This window comes from Massilia timonae CCUG 45783 (assembly GCF_000315425.1).
Taxonomy (GTDB): domain Bacteria; phylum Pseudomonadota; class Gammaproteobacteria; order Burkholderiales; family Burkholderiaceae_D; genus Telluria; species Telluria timonae.
Genome location: NZ_JH992926.1, coordinates 203,302 through 225,679, shown reverse-complemented (window position 1 = coordinate 225,679; position 22,378 = coordinate 203,302). Strand labels below are relative to the sequence as shown.

General features: G+C 69.7%; 13 protein-coding genes. 11 read left to right on the top strand and 2 right to left on the bottom strand.

From position 1 onward, the window contains the following. Positions 1-403: 403 nt before the first annotated feature. Genes HMPREF9710_RS23775 through lpdA form a run of 4 tightly spaced genes read left to right on the top strand, consistent with a single transcriptional unit; the run spans position 404 to position 5,423 of the window. Complete coding sequence (locus tag HMPREF9710_RS23775) at positions 404-1,636, top strand: 3-methyl-2-oxobutanoate dehydrogenase (2-methylpropanoyl-transferring) subunit alpha (protein ID WP_005670714.1); 1,233 nt, start codon at positions 404-406, stop codon at positions 1,634-1,636. Positions 1,637-1,674: 38 nt separating this feature from the next. Next, positions 1,675-2,685 carry an alpha-ketoacid dehydrogenase subunit beta gene (locus HMPREF9710_RS23770; protein WP_005670712.1) on the top strand — a complete coding sequence of 337 codons (1,011 nt, stop codon included), beginning with the start codon at positions 1,675-1,677 and terminating at the stop codon, positions 2,683-2,685. A 4-nt stretch (positions 2,686-2,689) separates the two neighbouring features. Beyond that, a complete protein-coding gene (locus HMPREF9710_RS23765; protein WP_005670710.1) occupies positions 2,690-4,024 on the top strand; it encodes a dihydrolipoamide acetyltransferase family protein in 1,335 nt (444 codons plus the stop codon). 4 nt (positions 4,025-4,028) lie between these two features. Beyond that, positions 4,029-5,423 (top strand): dihydrolipoyl dehydrogenase, encoded by a 1,395-nt coding sequence (lpdA, locus tag HMPREF9710_RS23760; protein ID WP_005670709.1) that lies wholly within the window; start codon positions 4,029-4,031, stop codon positions 5,421-5,423. Between the two features lie 36 nt (positions 5,424-5,459). Here lpdA and HMPREF9710_RS23755 read toward each other — a convergent pair whose 3' ends face one another. After that, entirely contained in the window at positions 5,460-6,104 is a 645-nt protein-coding gene (locus tag HMPREF9710_RS23755; RefSeq protein WP_005670707.1) for a TetR/AcrR family transcriptional regulator, read from the bottom strand. A gap of 135 nt (positions 6,105-6,239) precedes the next feature. Further along, positions 6,240-6,611, bottom strand: a complete 372-nt coding sequence (locus HMPREF9710_RS23750) for a hypothetical protein (protein WP_005670705.1) — start codon at positions 6,609-6,611, stop codon at positions 6,240-6,242. Between the two features lie 277 nt (positions 6,612-6,888). On the opposite strand from HMPREF9710_RS23750, the gene HMPREF9710_RS23745 reads away from it, so the two are divergent. The 7 genes from HMPREF9710_RS23745 (at position 6,889) to HMPREF9710_RS23715 (ending at position 22,378) form a co-directional block, all read left to right on the top strand. After that, positions 6,889-8,493 (top strand): methyl-accepting chemotaxis protein, encoded by a 1,605-nt coding sequence (locus HMPREF9710_RS23745; protein WP_005670703.1) that lies wholly within the window; start codon positions 6,889-6,891, stop codon positions 8,491-8,493. Between the two features lie 212 nt (positions 8,494-8,705). After that, entirely contained in the window at positions 8,706-10,319 is a 1,614-nt protein-coding gene (locus HMPREF9710_RS28870) for a methyl-accepting chemotaxis protein (protein ID WP_005670700.1), read from the top strand. Positions 10,320-10,724: 405 nt separating this feature from the next. Then, on the top strand, positions 10,725-12,857 hold the full coding sequence (locus tag HMPREF9710_RS23735) for a TonB-dependent receptor (protein ID WP_005670697.1): 2,133 nt from the start codon (positions 10,725-10,727) through the stop codon (positions 12,855-12,857). A gap of 47 nt (positions 12,858-12,904) precedes the next feature. Next, positions 12,905-14,290, top strand: coding sequence for an oxygenase MpaB family protein (locus HMPREF9710_RS23730; protein WP_005670695.1), 1,386 nt, complete (start codon positions 12,905-12,907; stop codon positions 14,288-14,290). 2 nt (positions 14,291-14,292) lie between these two features. Further along, positions 14,293-17,754: a hybrid sensor histidine kinase/response regulator family protein gene (locus HMPREF9710_RS26785; RefSeq protein WP_005670692.1), complete on the top strand. Its 3,462-nt coding sequence runs from the start codon at positions 14,293-14,295 to the stop codon at positions 17,752-17,754. A gap of 152 nt (positions 17,755-17,906) precedes the next feature. Continuing rightward, complete coding sequence (locus HMPREF9710_RS26780) at positions 17,907-21,458, top strand: hybrid sensor histidine kinase/response regulator (RefSeq protein ID WP_005670691.1); 3,552 nt, start codon at positions 17,907-17,909, stop codon at positions 21,456-21,458. After that, positions 21,455-22,378 carry a diguanylate cyclase domain-containing protein gene (locus tag HMPREF9710_RS23715; RefSeq protein ID WP_005670689.1) on the top strand — a complete coding sequence of 308 codons (924 nt, stop codon included), beginning with the start codon at positions 21,455-21,457 and terminating at the stop codon, positions 22,376-22,378. The genes HMPREF9710_RS26780 and HMPREF9710_RS23715 overlap by 4 nt, the downstream gene beginning before the upstream one ends.

Here is a 22,378-nt window from a genome sequence, read left to right as displayed (position 1 = left end):
GCGTGCTTTCAATGGTCCTGTCGGTCAGCTCATCGCGAATGCACGATGCTAGCGCCGCCCCTTCTGCACGGCATGCGGTTTGCGACGAAATGCACGATGGTGCGACGAATGCGGCCAAACGCCGCCCGGGCACCCATATGCTTGCGTCCGTTTAGCCAAGCCCAACGACCTGCCCGCTCAATGCTCTATTGTCATCCGTGCACCCGCGCGCTGTGCGGCGCACCCATGCCGCATGAACCGCCGCAGTCGCGCCAATCCAGGCAACGCCACCCGCAATGGCAAGCAATGGCGGCTTTCTATGGTGCACAGCAATATGAAAATAGTTTCGCGCAGTTGACGTAAACGTCAAGTAAAGGTCTATGATGCCTCTTGCTGCAAAACACCTCAAAAGGGAAAGCATAATATGAGCCAGAGCAATCCTCTGTCGCTGCACGTACCGGAGCCTACCGGCCGCCCGGGCTGCAAGACCGATTTTTCGTTTCTCCAGGTGAGCGCTGCCGGTTCGGTCCGGCGTCCACCGATCGATGTCGCTCCATTGGAGACAAGCGACATCGCCCAACAACTGATCCGCGTGCTCGACGAGCACGGCAACGCCGTCGGCCCCTGGGCCGAGGAACCCGACCGCGAGCTGCTGCGCTTCGGCTTGCGCACCATGATGAAGACCCGCATCTTCGACGCGCGCATGGTGATCGCCCAGCGCCAGAAGAAGATGTCGTTCTACATGGTCTCGCTCGGCGAAGAGGCGATCGGCACCGCCCACGCCCTCGCCCTGCGCGACGGCGACATGAATTTCCCGACCTACCGCCAGCAAAGCCTGTTGATGGCGCGCCAGGTACCGCTGGTCGACATGATCTGCCAGCTGCTGTCCAACGAGCGCGATCCGCTCAAGGGCCGCCAGCTGCCCGTGATGTATTCGGTGCGCGAGGCCGGCTTCTTCACCATTTCCGGCAACCTCGCCACCCAGTACCCGCAAGCGGTGGGCTGGGCCATGGCGTCAAGCATCAAGGGCGACACGAAAATAGCGTCGGCCTGGATCGGCGACGGCGCCACCGCCGAATCCGATTTCTCGACCGCCCTCACCTTTGCCCATGTGTACCGCGCGCCGGTCATCCTCAACGTGGTCAACAACCAGTGGGCGATCTCGAGCTTCCAGGCGATCGCCGGCGGCGAGAGCGTGACCTTCGCCACCCGCGGCATCGGCAGCGGCATCGCCTCGCTGCGCGTGGACGGCAACGACTTCCTGGCCGTGCTGTCGGCCTCGCGCTGGGCCGCCGAAAGAGCGCGCAGCAATCTCGGTCCGACCCTGATCGAATGGGTCACCTACCGCGGCGGCCCGCACTCGACCTCGGACGATCCATCGCGCTACCGTCCGGCCGACGACTATGCCCGCTTCCCGCTGGGCGACCCGATCGCGCGCCTGCGCCAGTACCTGACGAATCTGGGCTGGTGGTCGGATGCCGAGCACGAGGCCGTGCACGCCGAGCTCGAAGCCGAAGTGCTGGCCGCGCAGAAGGAAGCCGAAAGCCACGGCACCCTGGGCGACGAGCGCGCGCCGAGCGCCGCGACCATGTTCGAGGACGTTTATAAAGACATGCCGGAGCACCTGCGCCGTCAGCGTCAGCAGTTGGGAGTATGAGGATGGCACGAGACGATCAACCCAAGGACATCGCATCGATGTCGATGACCATGATCCAGGCCCTGCGCTCGGCCATGGACGTGATGATGGAACGCGACGACAACGTCGTGGTGTATGGCCAGGACGTCGGCTACTTTGGCGGCGTGTTCCGCGTCACCGATGGGCTGCAAGCAAAATACGGCAAGTCGCGCGTGTTCGACGCGCCGATCTCGGAAGGCGGCATCGTCGGCACCGCGGTCGGCATGGCCGCCTATGGCCTGCGCCCGGTGGTCGAGATCCAGTTCGCCGACTATTTTTATCCGGCGACCGACCAGATCGTGTCCGAGGCGGCGCGCCTGCGCTATCGCTCGGCCGGCGAATTCACGGCGTCGATGGTGATCCGCATGCCCTGCGGCGGCGGCATCTACGGCGGCCAGACCCACAGCCAGAGCCCCGAAGCCTTCTTCACCCACGTGTGCGGCCTGCGCACCGTGATGCCCTCGAACCCGTACGACGCCAAGGGCCTGCTGATCGCCTCGATCGAGAACGACGATCCGGTGATCTTCCTGGAACCGAAACGTCTTTACAACGGCCCGTTCGACGGCCACCACGACCGTCCGGTCGTGCCCTGGTCCGGCCATCCGAAGGGCGAAGTCCCAACGGGTTACTACACCGTCGACCTGGATAAAGCCGCCATCGTCCGCCCCGGCAATGACGTCACCGTGCTGGCCTACGGCACCATGGTCTGGGTCGCCGAAGCGGCGGCGCGCGAGTCCGGCGTCGATGCCGAGGTGATCGACCTGCGCAGCATCTGGCCGCTCGACTTGGGCACCATCGTCGCCTCGGTCAAGAAGACCGGCCGCTGCGTGATCGTGCACGAAGCGACCCAGACCAGCGGCTTCGGCGCCGAACTGGCGGCGCTGGTGCAAGAGCACTGCTTCTACCAGCTCGAAGCGCCGATCGGGCGCGTCGCCGGCTGGGACACCCCGTATCCGCATGCGCAGGAATGGGCTTATTTCCCGGGGCCCGACCGTGTCGGCGCGGCCCTGAAACGCGTGATGGAGGGTTGATCCGATGGGTATTCACGTCATCAAGATGCCCGACCTCGGCGAAGGCATCGCCGAAGTCGAAGTGGTGGCCTGGCACGTCCAGCCAGGCGACGTCGTAAAAGAAGACCAGGTGCTGGCCGACGTCATGACCGACAAGGCGACGGTCGAGATCCCGTCGCCGGTCGCTGGCACCATCACGAGCCTGGGCGGCGCGATCGGCCAGTCGCTCGCCGTGGGCGCGGAACTGATCCGCCTCGAGGTCGAGGGAGCCGGCAACCTGAAGGACAAGGGCGCGCCCAGGGCCGGCCAGGAACCGGTCACCGCCGCCGCCGCCGCCGCGCCAGCCGAAGAAGTGGCCGAGCCGCAGCTCGAAGCCGTGGCGGCCAACGAAGCATCGGGGTCCGCCTCTGCTCCTGTCTCTGCCCCGGCCTCCCGGCCGGCGCCGGTTTCCAGGAGCGCGCCGCTACTGCGCGCCGAGGGCGACAAACCGCTGGCCGCGCCGGCCGTGCGCCAGCGCGCCTGGGACCTGGGCGTCGAGCTGCAGTTCGTGGCCGGCAGCGGCCCGGCCGGCCGCATCACCCACGCCGACCTCGACGCCCACGTGGCCGGCCACCGCGGCGGCGCGGCCAATGGCGGCCCCGATGAACGCTACGCCGAGCAGCATGGCGAACATGCGACGCAAGTGATTGGCCTGCGCCGCAAGATCGCGGAGAAGATGCAGGAAGCCAAGCGCAACATCCCGCACTTCACCTATGTGGAAGAAGTCGACGTCACCGAACTCGAAGCGCTGCGCCTGCAGCTCAACGCCCGCTACGGGGCGGAGCGCGGCAAACTCACCCTGCTGCCGCTGCTGATGCGCGCCGTGGTGCTGGCCCTGCGCGAGTTCCCGATGATGAGCGCGCGCTACGACGACGAGCGCAATCTGCTCACCACCTATGACGCGGCCCATATCGGCATCGCGGCCCAGACCGACAACGGCCTGATGGTGCCGGTGGTGCGCCACGCCGAGTCGCGCGACCCGTGGTCGAGCGCAGCCGAGATTGCGCGCCTGGCCGACGCCGCCCGCAATGGCAAGGCCACGCGCGACGAACTCACCGGCTCCACCATCACGATCACCAGCCTGGGCGCCCTGGGCGGCATCGTCACCACGCCGGTGATCAACCGCCCCGAAGTCGCGATCGTCGGCGTCAACCGCATCGTCGACCGCCCGGTGATCAGGGATGGCGCCATGGTGGCGCGCAAGATGATGAACCTGTCGTCCTCGTTCGACCACCGCGTAATCGACGGCATGGTGGCGGCCCAGTTCGTGCAGGCGATCCGCGGCTACCTCGAGTTCCCTGCAACCCTGTTCGTGGAGTGAGCCGATGGAGACGATCAACACGACCTTACTGATCATCGGCGGCGGTCCCGGCGGCTACGTGGCCGGCATCCGCGCCGGCCAGCTGGGCATCCCGGCCATCGTGGTCGAGGGCGCGAACCCCGGCGGCACCTGCCTGAACGTCGGCTGCATCCCGTCGAAGGCGCTGATCCACGCCGCCGACGAGTTCCACAAGGCCGCAACCTACGCGGCCCAGGAGTCGCCGCTCGGGATTACCGTGGACAGCGCCAGGATCGACCTGGCGCGCACCGTGGCCTGGAAGGACGGCATCGTCAAGCGCCTGACCGGCGGCGTCGGCGCCCTGCTGAAGAAACAGGACGTGCGCGTGGTGCACGGCTGGGCGCGGGTCCTGGACGGCAAGACCGTCGAAGTCGAGGCCGACGGCCAGGAAACGGTGCGCATCCGCTGCGAGCACCTGCTGCTGGCCAGCGGTTCGCAGGCGGTCGAGCTGCCGTTCATGCCGTTCGGTGGGCCGGTGATCTCCTCCACCGAGGCGTTGGCCCAGGACAGCGTGCCGCGCCGCCTGGTGGTGGTCGGCGCCGGCTACATCGGCCTCGAGCTGGGCACGGCCTACCGCAAGCTGGGCAGCCAGGTGACGGTGGTCGAAGCGGCCGAGCGCATCCTGCCGGCCTACGACGCCGACCTGGTCAAGCCGGTGGCGAGGTCGCTCGAACGACTCGGGGTCGAGCTGCGCCTGGCGACCTCGGTGCTGGGGATGGAGGGCGAACGGGTGAAAGTGCGCGACGCATCCGGCGTCGAGGCCTACCTGGAAGCCGACAAGGTGCTGGTGGCCGTCGGCCGCAAGCCGGCGACCACCGGCTGGGGCCTCGAAAACCTGATGCTCGACATGGCGGGCCGCGCCATCAAGGTCGACGAGCAATGCCGCACGTCGATGCGCAATGTGTGGGCGATCGGCGACCTCACCGGCGAGCCGATGCTGGCCCACCGCGCCATGGCCCAGGGCGAGATGGTGGCCGAGATCATCGCCGGCAAGCGCCGCTGGTTCCAGCCGGCGGCGATTCCGGCGGTGTGCTACACCGACCCGGAGATCGTCGTGGCCGGCATGTCGCCATCCGAGGCGCAAGCCGCCGGCATCGACGCCATCCAGGCCAGCTTCCCGTTCAGCGCCAACGGCCGCGCGATGACGATCGAGGGCACGGACGGCTTCGTGCGCGTGGTCGCGCGCAAGGACAACCACCTGATCCTCGGCTGGCAGGCGGTGGGCGTCGGCGTGTCGGAGCTGGCGGCCGGCTTCACCCAGTCGATCGAGCTGGGCGCCCAGCTGGAAGACGTCGCGCGCACGATCCACGCCCATCCGACCCTGGGCGAAGCGGTGCAGGAAGCCGCGCTGCGCGCGCTCGGCCACGCCCTGCACATCTGAACCGGCGCGCCGCCCCGCTCGGGGCGGCGTTCATGCTCAGGCCGGCCGGACGCGCCTGCGCGGCGGCGCGGCCAGGGCCGTGCCCAGGCGCAGCGCCGTCTCGACCGCGCGCTCGATCGGCGGCTGGTAGCCGTCCTCGATCCAGCGCAGGGCAATGTGGATCACCCCGCCGATCACCCCCGCCTGCAGCAATTCATCGTTCGCGGCGCTCGAGTCCAGCAGGCGCGCGACGTCGCGGCCGATGGCGCGCAGCGAGGTGTCGAACGCCTGGTCCACGGCGCGGCTCACGCCCCGGATCTCGACCAGGAACACGCGCGCCGACTGCGGTTCGCGCTGCAGGGCCGCGAAATACGCGTGCAGCATGGCGCGCGAACGCGCCACCCGGCCGCGCCCGGCCGCTTCGCCGGCGCGCAGGATCTCGCCCAGCACCGCGTAGGTGACGGTATTGTAGGAATCGATCAGCAGCGCCTCGCTGTTGGCGAAGGACTCATAAAAATAACGTTCGGTCAGGCCGGCCGCCTCGCAGACCGCCTTCACCGTCGCCTGGTGGTAGCCCCGCTCGCCGTAGACGGCGATCGCGCCCGCGACCAGGCGGCTGCGACGCTCGGCGCGGCGCTGCTCCTGGGACTGGCCGCGGTAGGACCGCGTCAGCGCGGGCATATTGGAAAGCTCGTGGTTCATCGCCACATTTTGACACAAACTTGCCGAAAGTTATCAAAAAGCGACGAATGTCGGTAAGCGCGCCGCCCGACGGCGCGAGGCGGCCATGGCGTTGTGCCGAACGACCGCTGCTGCGCACCTGACGCATCCAGCCGACTAACCGCGCCGCGCCGTCCCCTGGTCGTACTCGTCATCGTCGGCATCGGCCGCGCCTGCCTCAGTCTGGCCCGCAGTCTGAAGCGTCCCCGCAGGACCCGACTGGCGGTTGGCCCCACCCTGGAAGCCCTGGTCGGACTGTTCGTCGTTCGAACCACCCGCCAGCAGGTCGTCGGTGCGGCCGGCCTGACTGCCCTGGCTGCCTTGTTGCATTGCGCCATCGCCCTGGCGCTGGGCCGGATCCTTGCGCTCGGCGCTGGCGCCGACCTCGCCGGTCGCGCCGGCGCCCATCGTCGCCGCGCTGGTGGTGCCGTCGGTCACCTGATCCCAGCTGCGTCCCTTCACATCCTTGCTTTCGTTGTGCGTCGACATGGCGATCTCCTCATGTTCAATCATGTCGGCCCATCTTAGCCGGTGGGCTCGTGACGGCAATAGGCGGGCGACCTCGCAGCCTGTAGGACTGGGCGTGCAACTGTTCCGATACGGATTGGTCACAAACTGATGCCGCACGGCAACATGCATCCGATTATTGCGATACACTATTGGTTTCGGCATCTCGATTGATGCTTGTTATGCATCGGCCCCGCCTCCGTCTCGCTTCACGCGAGCGGCTCGACGGTCGCGCCGCCAACCACGAAAGACTGATCCAGTGAAGAACCTGAAGATAGGCGCCCGCCTGGGGCTTGCCTTTGCCGTCGTGCTTGCCCTGCTATTGGCCATGGCCGCCACTTCGCTTACCCGCATGCAGACGGCCGGCGACCTGACCTACCGCCTCGTCAATACCAGCACCAAGAACCAGCAGACGGTGTCCGAATGGCGCAAGGCGGTCGAGGTCAATGACGCCCTGATCGACGCCGTCTACCATGCGGGCGACGTTGGCGTGGTCGCGCAACTCGCGCCGCGCCTGCGCGACAACGTGCGCCGGGCCGAAGCCCTGCAAGCCGACGTCGACGCCAACCTGCTCAACATGAAGGTGCGCGTCTTCCTGGACCGCGCCAAGGAACTGCGCGGCGCCTATGACGGCGCCCGCGACGCCGTGCTCGAAGCCAAGCTGTCGGGCGACCCGGCCCGCCTCGAACAGGCCTATAACGCCCAGTTCGTGCCGCGCGCCCGGGCCTTCGAAGCCGCGCTGGAAGAGTTCGCCAACCGCCAGAGCACCGCCACCGGCGCGGTCGGCACCACCATCCTGGCGTCCTACGCCGAGACCCGCATCATCCTGCTGGTGCTCGCCGTGGCCGCGATCATCCTCGGCGCCGGCTTCGCCTGGTTCATCACCCGTTCGATCACGGCGCCGCTGCGCCAGGCGGTCGAGGTGGCCGAGCGCGTGGCCGACGGCGACCTCGGCAGCCGGGTCGACGCGCAGGGCCGCGACGAGGTGGCGCAGCTGATGGAGGCGCTGGGCCGCATGAACGCCAACCTGGCCGCCATCGTCGGCCAGGTGCGCGACGGCAGCGCGGCGATCGCGCAGGCGTCCGGCGAAATCGCGAGCGGCAACCAGGACCTGTCGAGCCGCACCGAGCAGCAGGCCGGTTCGCTCGAGGAAACCGCGGCCTCGATGGAGGAACTCACCTCCACCGTGCGCCAGAACACCGAACACGCGCGCCGCGCCAATGGCCTGGCCGCCAGCGCCGCCGGCGTCGCCGGCGAAGGCGGCAAGATGGTCGACGAGGTGGTCGGCACCATGGGCCGCATCGACGCGTCGTCGCAGCGCATCGTCGACATCATCGGCGTGATCAACGGCATCGCCTTCCAGACCAATATCCTGGCCCTGAACGCGGCGGTCGAGGCGGCCCGCGCCGGTGAACAGGGGCGCGGGTTCGCGGTCGTCGCCGGCGAGGTGCGCACCCTGGCCCACCGCTCGGCCGCCGCCGCCAAGGAAATCAAGGGCCTGATCGACGACTCGGTGCATCAGGTCCAGCAAGGCACGCAGCAGGTGGCGCGCGCCGGCGCCACCATGGGGCAGATCGTGGACGGCATCCGCCAGGTGACCGTGATCATGGGCGAGATCGCCGCCGCCAGCGAGGAACAGAGCGCCGGCATCGAGCAGGTCAATACCGCCATCGCCGAAATGGACCGGGTGACCCAGCAGAATGCCGCCCTGGTCGAACAGGCGGCCGCCGCGGCCGATGCGATGCGCGACCAGGCGGCGCAGCTGTCGGCCGTGGTCGGCACTTTCCGCCTCGGAAACGGTGACGCCGCCAGGACCGCGCCGCGACAGCGGCAGGAGCGCGCCGCGCTGCCGGCACTCAGCTGACCAGCCGGGTACATGCAATTGCAACGTCGGAAATCCCGTATGTTGCAAATTTGCCGCACAGCAATTGCTTTGCTGGATTTGCGGGTTATACTGAGGGCCTTCGATCTGGCGCCGCATGTGGGCTTCCTCACGGGAGCGCATGCGGGGCGCCAGTCCGGCCTGGCCGCGTGCGCGGTCAGCCTGGATCCCTAAGCCGCCTGGAAACTACCCTCGTGAAAAAACTCAATATCGGCGCCCGCCTGGGCATCGGCTTTGCCATCGTTCTCGTGCTCTTGCTCGCCATGAGCGCCACCGCCCTGACGCGCATGCAGTCGGCGGCCGACCTGACCGACCGCCTGGTCAATACCAGCATCAAGAACCAGCGCAGCGTCGCCGAATGGCGCCGCAACATCGAGATCAACAGCGCCATCAACGAGACCGTCTATTACGCGGTCGACGCCGGCATCCTCGACGTGATCGGCCCGCGCCGCCAGGCGATCACCAGCCGCTCCAACGTACTGCAAAAGGAAATCGAGGAGTCGCTGCGCAATCCCGCCGTGCGCGAGCAGTTCATGCTCGTCAAGGAACAGCGCCTGGCGTATATGGCCGCGCGCGACGCCCTGTTCCAGGCCAAGCGCGCAGGCGACCAGGCCCGTCTCGACGCGATCTACCGCGAGCAGCTGAGCCCGCGCACCGTGTCCTACCTGGCCACGGTCGACAAGTTCGCCGCCATGCAGATCAGCGCCGCCGACGGCGTCGCCCAGTCGATCCTGGCGTCCTATGCCAGCACCCGCGTGATCCTGTTCACGCTGGGTGGCGCGGCCCTGCTGCTGGGCGCCGCCTGCGCCTGGTTCATCAGCCGCTCGATCACGGCGCCGCTGCGCGAGGCGCTCGATGTGGCCGAACGCGTGGCCGGCGGCGACCTGACCAGCCAATTCAGCCGCCAGGCGCTCGAGCGCGGCGACGAGGTCGGCCAGCTGATGGCGGCGCTGTCGCGCATGAACGCCAGCCTGGCCGCCATCGTCGGCCAGGTGCGCGACGGCACCGCCACCATCGCCACCGCTTCCGGCGAAATCGCGAGCGGCAACCAGGACCTCTCGAGCCGCACCGAGCAGCAGGCCGGCTCGCTGGAAGAAACCGCGGCCTCGATGGAAGAACTCACCTCGACCGTACGCCAGAACACCGAACACGCGCGCCACGCCAACGGCCTGGCCGCCAACGCCGCCGGCGTGGCCGGCGAAGGCGGCAAGATGGTGGCCGACGTGGTCGGCACCATGGGCCGCATCGACGCCGCGTCGCAGCGCATCGTCGACATCATCGGCGTCATCGACGGCATCGCCTTCCAGACCAATATCCTGGCCCTGAACGCGGCGGTCGAGGCGGCCCGCGCCGGCGAGCAAGGCCGCGGCTTCGCGGTCGTCGCCGGCGAGGTGCGCACCCTCGCCCATCGCTCGGCCGCCGCCGCCAAGGAAATCAAGAGCCTGATCGACGATTCGGTGAGCCAGGTCCAGCAGGGCACGCAACAGGTGGCGCGCGCCGGCGCCACCATGGAACAGATCGTCCACAGCATCGAGCAGGTGACCGTGATCATGGGCGAGATCGCCGCTGCCAGCGAGGAACAGAGCGCCGGCATCGAACAGGTCAATACCGCCATCGTCGAGATGGACCGGGTGACCCAGCAGAACGCGGCCCTGGTCGAAGAGGCGGCGGCGGCCGCCGATGCGATGCGCGACCAGGCGGCGCAGCTGTCGGCCGTGGTCGGCACCTTCCGCCTGGAGCAAGGCGCCGCCGCGGCGCCGCATGCCCGCCGCGCCGCGCCTGCCGCGCGTCCCGTCCTGGCAGCCTGACTGGGCCGGCGGTCGGTCCGCGGCGCTGCCGGGGCCGACCGCGCGATGCAGCCCACGCAAGACTGTCCGGCGCATTCCGTTGGCTTCTTGACCAGACCCCCGACAGGCGAGCGTTGCATTCTCGTCGCATTCTGTTCAATATCTCTTTCCGGGCCTATTGCCTGTAATCATGTGCTGCTAGTCTGGCAGACTTTGCATCCTCTGGCGCAATTTTATTTGCCAAAATAGAACAATTGAGGATGGCTTACCCAGGACGGGTGAGTATCGGTCCAGACAGGGAGTTTTACATGAAAGCAAAGCAGGTCCGACCAGCCCGGAAGCTGCTGGTCGCGGCGGTATCCGGCATCGTCTGCAGCATCGCTCACGCACAGCAGGTCCCCCCCCAATCAAAATGACGATTCGGCCGTGCCGGAGGTCGTGGTCACCGCCCAGCGCACCGCCGCGCTGGCGTCGCGCACCCCGGTCGCGGTCAGCGTCGTCAGCGGCGAACACCTGCGCGACCTCGGCGCCATCAGCCCGGCCGATATCGGCCCGCGCCTGCCGAACGTGCACATCGACCAGGCCTTCTCGGGCCTGCGCGTGACGATCCGCGGCATCAGCAACAACGACACCACTGACAAGGGCGACCCGTCGGCCGCCTTCATGCTCGACGGCGTCTATATCGCCCGCCCGGCCGGCCAGAGCGCCAACCTGCTCGACGTCGACCGCATCGAAGTGCTGCGCGGCCCGCAGGGCACGCTGTACGGCCGCAATACCACCGCCGGCCTGGTCAACGTGATCTCGAATGCGCCGACCGACCGCCTGGAAGGCGCGCTCGGCCTCGAGGCCGGCACCTACGGCAGGCGCAAGGTCGACGGCGTGATCAACGTTCCCGTCAACGATGCGCTGTCGCTGCGCGCCGCGGTCAGCCAGCTGCGCCAGGATCCGTTCCTGAAGAACGGCCAGGGCACGCCGCACCGCCCCGGGATGGACCGCGACGAACGCGATGCGCGCCTGAGCGCCAGGCTCCAGCTCAACCGCGACGCCACCCTGGTGATGCGCTACGACCATGGCGAGACCGAGGGCAATAACGACCGCATGGTCCCCGACACCAACTTCTTCACCGGCGTGGCCAGCGGCCGGCCGGTCTGGCGCGACAGCACCACCGACGAGCGGCTGACGAACAGCTTCCGCCCGCCGAACATGACGCCGGTGCAGGGCTGGCACGACCGCCGCGCACGCGGCCTGTCGGCCGACCTGAGCTGGAACCTGGGTCCGGCCACCGTGTATTACCTGGGTTCGCACCGCAAGCTCGACCAGGCGATCCGCCAGAACTACTATTACCGCGTTGCCCCGACCGTCGCCCTCGGCGTGGTCAACGACTACGACGGCCACAACGAACAGGATTCGCACGAGCTGCGCGTCGCCACCAATGGCAGCGGTCCGCTCAGCGCCCAAGCCGGCCTGTACTACTTCAGCGAAGACTCGAACACCTCGTATGCGTTCCAGGGCCTGCGGCCGGTCGGTTTGCCGCCGTATTACTCCTTCCCGCTGCACACCCGGGCGGAAAGCCGCGCCGTGTTCGGCCAGCTGACCTGGCGCGTGCTGGACGCGCTGCGCCTGACCGCCGGCGCGCGCCGCACCGAGGACGACAAGGACCGCGTCGGCTCGACCGACTTCCAGCAGGGACCGGTGTTCAATCCGGCCACCGACCGCCGCCTGCCGAACGCCGCCGCGCTGTCCACCGCGCGCACCACCTGGCGCCTGGGCGTCGAAGTCGACCTGGCGCCGACCACGCTGCTGTACGGCAGCCTGGCGACCGGCTACAAAGCCGGCGGCTTCAACGACGGCTGCGTGGCCGGCGCCGACGTTGGCGGCGTCGCCTGCCCGGCCGCCGCCGCGGTCGATCCGGATTACCTGTATTACCAGCCCGAGGAATTGCGCGCCTGGGAGGCCGGCCTCAAGTCGCGCCTGCTGGACGGGCGCCTCAGCTTCAATGCCGCCGCCTTCTACTACGACTACACCAACCTGCAGCTGAGCAGCAATGCGATCGTCTCGGGCGCGCCGCGCCTCCTGACCGGCAATGCCGGCCAGGCCCGCTCGCGCGGCCTGGAACTCGACGGCGAGCTGCGGGTCGGGGCCAACGGCCGCCTGCGCTACGGCGCCACCTTCCTCGACGCCCATTACGCCGTCTACAGGCCGACCGCCGGCGTGTCCTGGGCCGGCCGCAAGCTGGACCGCACGCCGAGCCACGTCTACACCCTGGGCTACGAGCACCGCTTCCAGGCCCTGGGCGGGCAGTTGCATGCCGGCGTGTTCGCGCGCCGCAGCGCCGAATACGCGATCACGATCCCGAGCAACCTGCTGGAATACCGTATCCCGGCCCACACCACGACCGACGCCACCCTGCGCTACCAGCCGATGGCCGCGAACTGGAGCCTGCTGGCGCGCGTGCGCAATCTCGAGAACTCGGTGCGGCCGTCGCTGATCGACAGCTTCGGGATGGCCACGCCGACCGCGCCGCGCACCGCCGACCTGCGCCTGGATTGGCGATTCTGACCCGGGGCCGCGTTCCGACGCTTCCCACCGCCGCACCAGGAGACCGTATGCACCGCGATGCACCCCATCCGCCGTCCCCGTCCATGCGGGCCGACCCGCCCGCCGATCTCGCCGTCGCCGGCATGCTGGCCGGGGCCGAAGGTCCGCACCAGCTGGCCGAGCGCATCGCCGCGGTCAATCGCGAGCTGGCGCGCTGGGAAAGCAACGGCGCCCTGGCGCACTGGGAGCCGGGGCACGGCCTCGATCCGCGCGCCGGGGCGGCGCTGAAGGATTACCTGGGCGCCTGCCTGGCCCTGCCCGGGTGGGCCGAGCCGGCGCGCATCGCGCGCGCGGAAAGCCTGTTCATGGACATGAGCATGCTGTCCTGCACCCTGCTGTTCTGCGCCAGCCTGCCCGAATGCTACGTGCTGCCCGACCTGTCGGCGGTGCTGCACGCGGCCGGCCAGCTCGAGGCGCACACCGACTACCGGGTGCGCTCCACCGCCGCCATGATCTTCCCCGTCATGCTCGCCGGCGGGCTGACCGGCCGCGAGGGCGCCGGCGTGGCCCAGGCGCTGAAGGTCAGGCTGATCCACGCCACCATCCGCCACCTGATCCTGCGCGGCTCGCCCGACGACTCGCTCGGCGCCGGCCCCGTGCGCCCGCTGCTCCCCGCCGGCGGCGGCATCTATCACACGCTGTATGCCCACGGCTGGGACACCGCGCGCAACGGCCTGCCGTGCAACCAGGAAGAGCTGGCTTACACCCTGCTGACCTTCCACTATGTGTTCCTGCGCAGCCTGCGCAAGCTGGGCCTTGGCCTGGAGCGCCAGGACGAAGAAGACTACCTGCATGCCTGGAACGTCCTGGGTCACATGCTCGGCATCGAGCGCTCCCTGATGCCCGACACCATGGCACAGGCGCAGCAGGCGTTCCTGGACATCCAGGCGCGCGGACGCGAGCTGGCGCGCGCGCCGGATCCGCGCCCGGCGCTGGCGGCGGCGCTGATGCGCGCGATGGAGGACGAAATCCCCCTGCGCCTGTTCAAGCCCTTCCCGACCCTGCTCACGCGCCACCTGTGCGGGCGCGACGCCAGCGCCGACCTCGGCTTGAACCGGCGCCAGCCGCTGTTGTCGCGGCTCGTGTTCACGGCTGGCCTGGGCCTGGTGCGCGCCGTCGACGCCCTCGTGCGCCTGGCCGTGCCCGGCTTCTCGATCAGTCGCATGCTCACGCGCACCTTCGGCTACCGCCTGGTGACCCGCTTCCTGATGGACCAGACCCGGCCCCTGCGCCTGCCCGACGCGCTGCTGGGAACGCTGAACGACGCGCTCGGCCAGTGGCGCCACGACCCGCGCGCGCCGCGCTGGCTGAACCGGCTCGAAGCCAGGCTGGCCGGGCACCGCGCCCCGCCGGCGGCGGGCGCTGGCGCCGACGCGGACAAACGGGCGGCCTGAGCATGCGCGCGCTGTCCATCTTCCTCGGCCTGGCGCTCTGCCTCTTCGTGTGCGCCGGCGCCGGCGCTGCCGGCGCCGGCGCGGCGATCCTGGCCGCCGACACGCCGGCGGTCGAAGGCTGGCCCGCGGCCAGCCTGCTGCGCGACCCCGGCAAGGCCCTGGACGCGGCCGCCGTCCTGGCCGCGCCGGAGCGCTTCACCGCGCCCGACAAGGCGTACGCCACCCTGGGCCTGAATCCGGCGCCGAGCTGGATCCGGATTCCTTTCCGGGTCGCGCCGGATGCGCCTTCGGCCTGGGTGGTCGAGTTCGATGTCGCCGTGATCGAACACCTCGACGTCTATCTGGTCGAAGGCGGGGAGCCGAGAAAGCTGGCCGCCGCCGGCCGCCGCCAGGACATGGAAGGGACGCTCAAGGGCCGGGTGCCGGCCGTCGCCCTCAAGCTCGCGCCGGGCCAGGAGTACACGCTGCTGGTGCGGATCGAATCGCGTGGCCCCAAGGTGCTGCCGGTGACCTTCTATCACGAGGACGCCTTCCACCGCGCCTCGCTCAAGGAGCAGATGCTGCAAGGGCTGCTGTTCGGCATCGCCGCCTGCCTGGTCGTCTACAGCCTGGGCCAGTGGGCCACCCTGCGCGACGCGCTGTTCCTCAAATATGCCTTGTTCATCGGCGGCCTGACCGTCTACCTCGCGAGCTGGTACGGGACCGCCGAGCAGTTCCTGTGGCGCGAGCACCTGTGGTTCAGCGCGCACATGATGGGAATCGCGTCGATGATCGGTTCGGTCGGGGCCTACCTGTTCGTCGAGCAGATCATGGCCCGGCCCGGCAAGGACCGCATCTTCAGGATCATCATGCGCAGCGGGGCGGCGATCTGCGCGGTGACCGGCGTGGGGTGGGCCTTCGACTGGATCAGCTACCTTCCGATGATCTTCATCACCACGACCATCGGCGCGGTCCCGATGCTTCTCGGCGTGCCGGCGGCATTCCGCCGCATGCGCCAGCGCGACGCGATCGGCGCCTATTTCCTCATCAGCTGGGTGGCCAGCTACGGCGGCACGATCACGCAGACCCTGATCGCCGCCGGCGAGGTGCCGGTCAATTTCTGGACCGCTCACGCGCTGCAGTTCGGGATCACCTTCGACATGCTGGTCTTCATGCGCATCCTGAGCCTGCGCGCCAAGGCGCTGCGCGAGGCCATGCAGCGCGCCGAGACCGAAGCGCGCATGAAGTCCGAATTCCTGGCCAATATGAGCCACGAGATCCGCACCCCGATGAACGCCATCATCGGCATGAGCCGGCTGGCCCTGATGGCCGATCCGAACCCCAGGCTGCGCAACTACGTCTCCAAGATCCTGGGCGCCGGCGAACACCTGCTGGGCATCATCAACGACATCCTCGACCATTCGAAGATCGCGGCCGGCAAGATGTCGGTGGAGGCGGCGCCGTTCTCGCTCGACGAGATGCTCGAGCAGCTGTCGAACCTGGTCGGGGTGAAAACCGACGCCAAGGGCATCGAACTGGTGTTTCGGGTCGGGCCGGGCGTGCCGCAACGGCTGGTGGGCGATCCGCTGCGCCTGGGCCAGGTGCTGATCAACCTGACCGGCAACGCGGTCAAGTTCACCGAACGCGGCGAAATCGTGGTCGCGGTCGAAGTCCGCCCGGGCGCGGCGGGCGACGGCCGGGTCATGCTGGCGTTCTCGGTCAGCGACACCGGCATCGGCATGACCGCCGGCCAGCTCGAATACCTGTTCGACTCCTTCACCCAGGCCGACAGCTCGACCACCCGCAAGTATGGCGGCACCGGGCTGGGCCTGTCGATCTCGCGCCAGCTGGTCGAGCTGATGGGAGGGCGGATCTCGGTCCAGAGCACGCCCGGCGCCGGCAGCTGCTTCATCTTCACGGTCGCCCTCGGACTCGACGACGGCCAGGGCGACGCCGGCGCGTTGCGCCCGGCGATCCTGACCGACCTGCGCGCGCTGGTGGTCGACGACAGCGCCAGCGCGCGCGCCGCGCTGTGCGAGATGCTGGACACCTTCGGCGCGCAGGCCGACAGCGCCGCCTCGGGCGAGGAGTGCCTGCGCATGCTCGCCGCGGCCCAGGCCGAAGGACGCCCCTACCAGATCGTGCTGATGGATTACCTGATGCCCCACCTCGATGGCGTCGCCACCATCCGCCGCATCCCCGCCTGCGTGGCCGGGGCCACGCCGCCGGCGATCCTGATGGTGTCGGCCGTCGGCCGCGAGGCGGTGCTGGAGACCGCCGGGGAACTGCCGGTCGACGCCTTCCTCAACAAGCCGGTCGGCCCGGCGCTGCTGTACCACAGCATGCTGCAGGTGCTGCATCCGCACGCCGCGCCAGCGCCGGACGGCGTCGACGACGGCGCCGATGAGCGTATGCCGCCGCACATCATGGCCGACCTGCCGCGCCTGGACGGCGCGCGCATCCTGCTGGCCGAGGACAATGCGAACAACCGCGAGGTAGCGCTCGACTTCATGGCGGCGGCGCGCATGCAGGTCGACGTCGCCTTCAATGGCGTGGAGGCGGTGCGCATGGCGCGCGAGGGGGACTACGACCTGGTGCTGATGGACATCCAGATGCCGGAGCTGGACGGCCACGCCGCCGCGCGCGCGATCCGCCAGGATCCCCGCCTGCGCGCGCTGCCGATCGTGGCCATGACGGCGCACGCCATGGCCAGCGACCGCGAGCAAAGCCGCCTGGCCGGCATGAACGACCACGTGACCAAGCCGATCGACCCCGACCTGCTGTTCTGCACCCTGCTCAAGTGGATCGACCCGGCCCGCCTCGTCGGCCGCCCCATCGCGCACGTTCCACAGGCGGCGCCGGCTCTGCCCGCGACCACCGCGCGCGCCCTGCCGGCGGTGCCTGGAATCGACTGGGGCCTGGCCCTGGACAACGTCGACGGCCAGCGCAGCCGGCTCGAGAAACGCGCCGGCAGTTTCGTGCGCGAGTACGGCAATGCGCCCGAGATCCTGCGCGAGGCCCTGAACGGCGGCGACCATGCGCGCATGCAGTCGCTGGCGCACAACCTCAAGTCGAGCGCGGCCTATATCGGCGCCTTCGCGCTGTCCGCCGCCGCCGGCCGCCTCGACCAGGACCTGCGCGCCGGACTGCATGAACGGATCGGAGTCCAGGTGCCGGCGCTGATCGCCGCCGCCGAACCGGTGCTGGCCGGCCTGGCCCAGGTGGCGACGGCCGGCCGGCCGCAGCCGGCCGATCCGCAGGCGCTGGCGGAGGTGTGCGCCCGCCTCGAAGCCTGGCTGCGCGCCGACGACGCCCGGGCGGAGGACGCGCTCGATCAGCTCGAGGCGCTGCTGGCCGGCGGCCCCTATGCGCAGGACCTGGCGCCGCTGCGGCGCGCGATCGACGAGGTGGAATACGGCGCCGCGCTGGCGCCGCTGGCGCGCCTGGCGGGGCAGCTCGCGCCCCGCACCGGGAGCCGCGCCTGAGGCCCCGGCCGCGCGCCGGCCACGGGCACGGTACCGGGTCGCGCTACCGCGCGCCGCGGCGCGCCGGCCCGGGGTTGCATTATCACTGTCCACGGCAGAGCCTTCCTGCTAGACTGCCGGGCGGTTCGCCCGCCGCCTCTACCGAAAGATCCATGACCTCCACGTCATCCGCCGCCCACTGCCCGGTCCCTGGCGCCGTCCCGCGCCTGGCGTTGACGCTCGCGCTCTTGTTCACCCTCCTGCTGCTCTGCGTGCGGCCGGCGCCGGCGGCGCCGCTGCAACTGGCGCGCGACGCCCAGGTGATCGAGGCCTGGACCGCCGTGGCCGTCCTGCACGACCCGGACAGCCGCCTGGACGCGGCGGCCGCGCTGGCGGCGCCGCAGCGCTTCGAGCGGCCGCGCACCGCCCGTGCCAGCCTGGGCATGCTGCCCGGGACCACCTGGCTGCGCATCCCGGTGACGGTGCCGCAGGACGCCACCAATGGCTGGGTGCTGCAGGTCGACTACGCGCTGCTCGACGAACTGGACGTCTACCTGGCCCGCCCGGAGGGCCTGGAAAAGGTCGCCAGCCTGGGCCGCATGCAGGCGCCATCCGGCGAATCGCTCGCCGGCCGGGTGCCCGGCGCCCTGCTGCGCCTCACGCCAGGCAACGACTACACGGTCTTGTTGCGCGTGCGCTCGGTGGGCCCCAAGATCCTGCCGATCACCTTCATGCAGCCGCACGCCGTGCTGCCCGAGGCGCTGGGCGAGCAAATCCTGCAAGGGATGCTGCTGGGCCTGCGCATCACCCTGTTTCTGTACGCGATCGGCCAATGGATCACGCTGCGCGACCACCTGTTCGGCAAATACGCGCTGCTGGCGGCCGGGGTCACCGTGTACTCGGCCGCCTGGTTCGGCATCGCCGGCCAGTACGTCTGGCCCGGCAACGCCTGGCTGCTCGAACACGGGGCCGGCCTCGCCTCGATCCTGGCGTCATGCGGCGCCTACCTGTTCGTCGAGCAGTCGCTGGCCCGCCCCGGGCGCGACCGCATCTTCAGTGTGCTGATGAAGACGCTGGCGGCGCTGTGCGTGGTGACGGCGCTCGGCTTCGGCTTCGGCCTGATCAGCCATCGCTACCTGGTCATGATCGTCGGCACGCTCGGCATCATGCCGATGCTGCTCGGCCTGCCCGGCGCCTTCCGCCGCGCACGCAACGGCGACATGGTCGGCACCTATTTCCTGATCGGCTGGGCCGGCGCCTTCGCCTGCGCCTTGATCACCGCCCTGCTGATCAACGGCAGGCTGCCGGCCAACTTCTGGACCATGCACGCGCTGGTGTTCGGCAGCACCTTCGACATGCTGGTCTTCATGCGCATCCTGGGCCTGCGCACCAAGGCGATCCGGGAAGCGATGCTGCGCGCCGAAGCCAGCACCCGCATGAAGTCCGAATTCCTGGCCAATATGAGCCATGAGATCCGCACCCCGATGAACGCGATCATCGGCATGAGCCGGCTGGCCCTGATGAGCGAGCCGGCGCCCGCCTTGCGCAACTACCTGGGCAAGATCCTCGGCGCGGGCGAACACCTGATGGGCATCATCAACGACATCCTCGACTTCTCGCGCATCGAGGCCGGCAAACTGCACCTCGAGGAAGTGCAGTTCGACCTGGACGAGCTGCTCGAACACCTGTCCAGCCTCACCGCGGTGAAGGCCGAGGCCAAGGGCCTCGAACTCGTGTTCCGGGTCGGGCCGGGCGTGCCGACGCAACTGGTCGGCGACCCGCTGCGCCTGGGCCAGGTCCTGATCAACCTGACCGGCAACGCCGTCAAGTTCACCGAGCATGGCGAGATCGTGGTGGCGGTCGAGGCGGTCAAGACCGTGGCCGGACGCGTGACGCTGGCGTTCTCGGTCAGCGACACCGGCATCGGCATGACCGAGGAAGCCATCGGGCGCCTGTTCCAGTCGTTCAGCCAGGCCGACAGCTCGACCACCCGCAAGTATGGCGGCACCGGGCTTGGCCTGTCGATCTCGCGCCAGCTGGTGGAACTCATGGGTGGCGACATCGCGGTGCGCAGCGCGCCGCGCAAGGGCAGCCGCTTCACCTTCAGCGTGCCGCTCGGGATCGCCGACGGCCAGGCGACCGCCGCCGCCTCCACCGTGCGCCAGGCCCTGCTGCAGGACGTGCGCGCGCTGGTGGTGGACGACAGCGCCAGCGCCCGCGGCGCGCTGTCCGAGATGCTGGCCGGCCTCGGCATGCGCGCCGACGCCGCGGCCTCGGGCGAGGATTGCCTGGCGTTGCTGGGCCGCGCCGAGGCCGCCGGCCAGCCCTACCAGGTCGTGCTGATGGACTACCTGATGCCGGGGCTGGACGGGATGGAGACGATCCGCCGCATCCGCCGCTGTGCGCAAGAACACGGGCACGACTGCCCGCCGCCCGCGATCCTGATGATCTCGGCCTGCACCCGCGAGACCGTGATGGAAGAGGAAGGCGAACTGCCGGTCGACGCCTTCCTGCACAAGCCGGTCGGTCCCGCCCTGCTCTATCACAGCCTGCTGCAAGCCCTGCACCCGCAGCTCGGCCCCTTCGAACCTATGGAAAAATATTTGCCGGCCATGGCCGACCTGCCGCGCCTGGACGGCGCCCGCATCCTGCTCGCCGAGGACAATGCCAACAACCGCGAGGTGGCGCTCGAGTTCATGGCCGCCGCCCGCATGCAGGTGGACGTCGCCTTCAACGGCGTGGAGGCGGTGCGCATGGCGCGCGCCGGCGACTACGACCTGGTGCTGATGGACATCCAGATGCCCGAGATGGACGGCCTCACGGCCACCCGCGAGATCCGCCTCGACGCGCGCCTGCGCGAACTGCCGATCGTGGCGATGACGGCGCATGCGCTGGCCAGCGACCGCGCATTGAGCCGGCTGGCCGGCATGAACGACCACGTGACCAAGCCGATCGATCCCGACCTGCTGTTCTGCACCCTGCTCAAGTGGATCGATCCGGCGCGCCTCGAGGGACGCCCGGCGCCCGAGGGCAGCCAGGGCGCCGCCGCGCCGCAGGCCGCGCGCCGGGAGCCGGACCCCGCTGCGGCGGCGCTGCCGGCGGTGCCCGGCATCGACTGGCGCCTGGCCCTGGACAAGGTCGACGGCCAGCGCCGCCGCCTGGAAAAGCGCGCCGGCAGCTTCGTGCGGGAATACGCCGCCGCGCCGCGCATCCTGCGCGACGCGCTGGCGGCCGGCGACCACCCGCGCCTGCAGGCGCTGGCGCACAACCTGAAGTCGAGCGCGGCCTACGTCGGCGCCTTCGAACTGGCCGGCGCCGCCAGCCGGCTCGAGCAGGACCTGCGCGCCGGCCAGCTGGAACGGGTCGGCACCCAGGTGCCGGCGCTGGTGACGGCCGCCGAATCGGTGCTGGCGGGCCTGGCCCAGCTGGCCGCCGCCACCCTGCCGAAACCGAGCGATCCCGAGGCGCTGGCGGCCGTCATCGCGCGCCTCGACCGCCACCTGCGCAATGACGACGCGCGCGCCGAGGACGCGCTGGCGCAGCTCGAGGCCCTGCTCGCGGTGAGCGTCGACCCGAACCTGTACGACGCCGCGCTCGATGGCGTGCGGCGCGCGGTCGCCGATATCGAGTATGCTGCCGCGTTGGCGCCGCTGTCCGCGCTGGCGACGCAACTCGACCTCAGTCATAGCCTGAGCCCCAGCCTCAGCCTCGAAAGCAGCCGATGAACGTAGTGGAGACGCAGAAAGTCCTGGTGGCGGACGACGACGCCATCAACCGCGAAGTGCTGGGCGAATTGCTCAAGCCCGAATACACGGTGCTGCTGGCCCGTAACGGCGCCCAGACCCTGGAGCGCGCCGCGCGCCACCTGCCCGACCTGATCCTGCTGGACGTGATGATGCCCGACATGGACGGCTACGCCGTGCTGCGCAGCCTGCGCGACGACCCGCGGACGGCCCAGATCTCGGTGATCTTCATTTCGGGCCTCGACCGCCCCGAAGACGAGGCCAACGGCCTCAAGATGGGCGCCTCGGACTATATCGTCAAGCCCTTCAACCAGACCGTGGTGATGGCGCGCGTGGCGCTGCACCTGCAGGTGGTGCGCCAGCGCCGCATGCTGGAACGGCTGGCGAACATCGACGGCCTGACCGAACTGGCCAACCGGCGCCGCTTCGACGAGATGTACAACCTCGAATGGCAGCGCGCGCGGCGCTCGAGCCGGCCGCTGTCGCTGGCCCTGCTCGACATCGACGCCTTCAAGCAGTTCAACGACCGCTACGGCCACCCGGCCGGCGACCGCGCGCTGCGCTCGGTGGCGCGGGTGGCCGGCGCCGCCATGCGCCGCCCGGGCGACCTGGCGGCGCGCTACGGCGGCGAGGAATTGCTGCTCCTGATGCCCGACACCGACACGCTCGACGCGCGCCGGGTGGCCGAAGGGGTGCGCGAGGCGGTGGCCGCCCTGAACATCGCGCACGAGGCGTCGAGCGTGGCGCCGCTGCTGACGGTGAGCATCGGCGGCGCCACGGTCGATCCGGACAGCGACGAACAGCAAGCCGAGCTGTTCGAGGCGGCCGATGCCGAGCTGTACCGCGCCAAGCAGAACGGTCGCAACCAGGTCTGGTGGCGCGACGGCGGCGCCGCCGTCTGA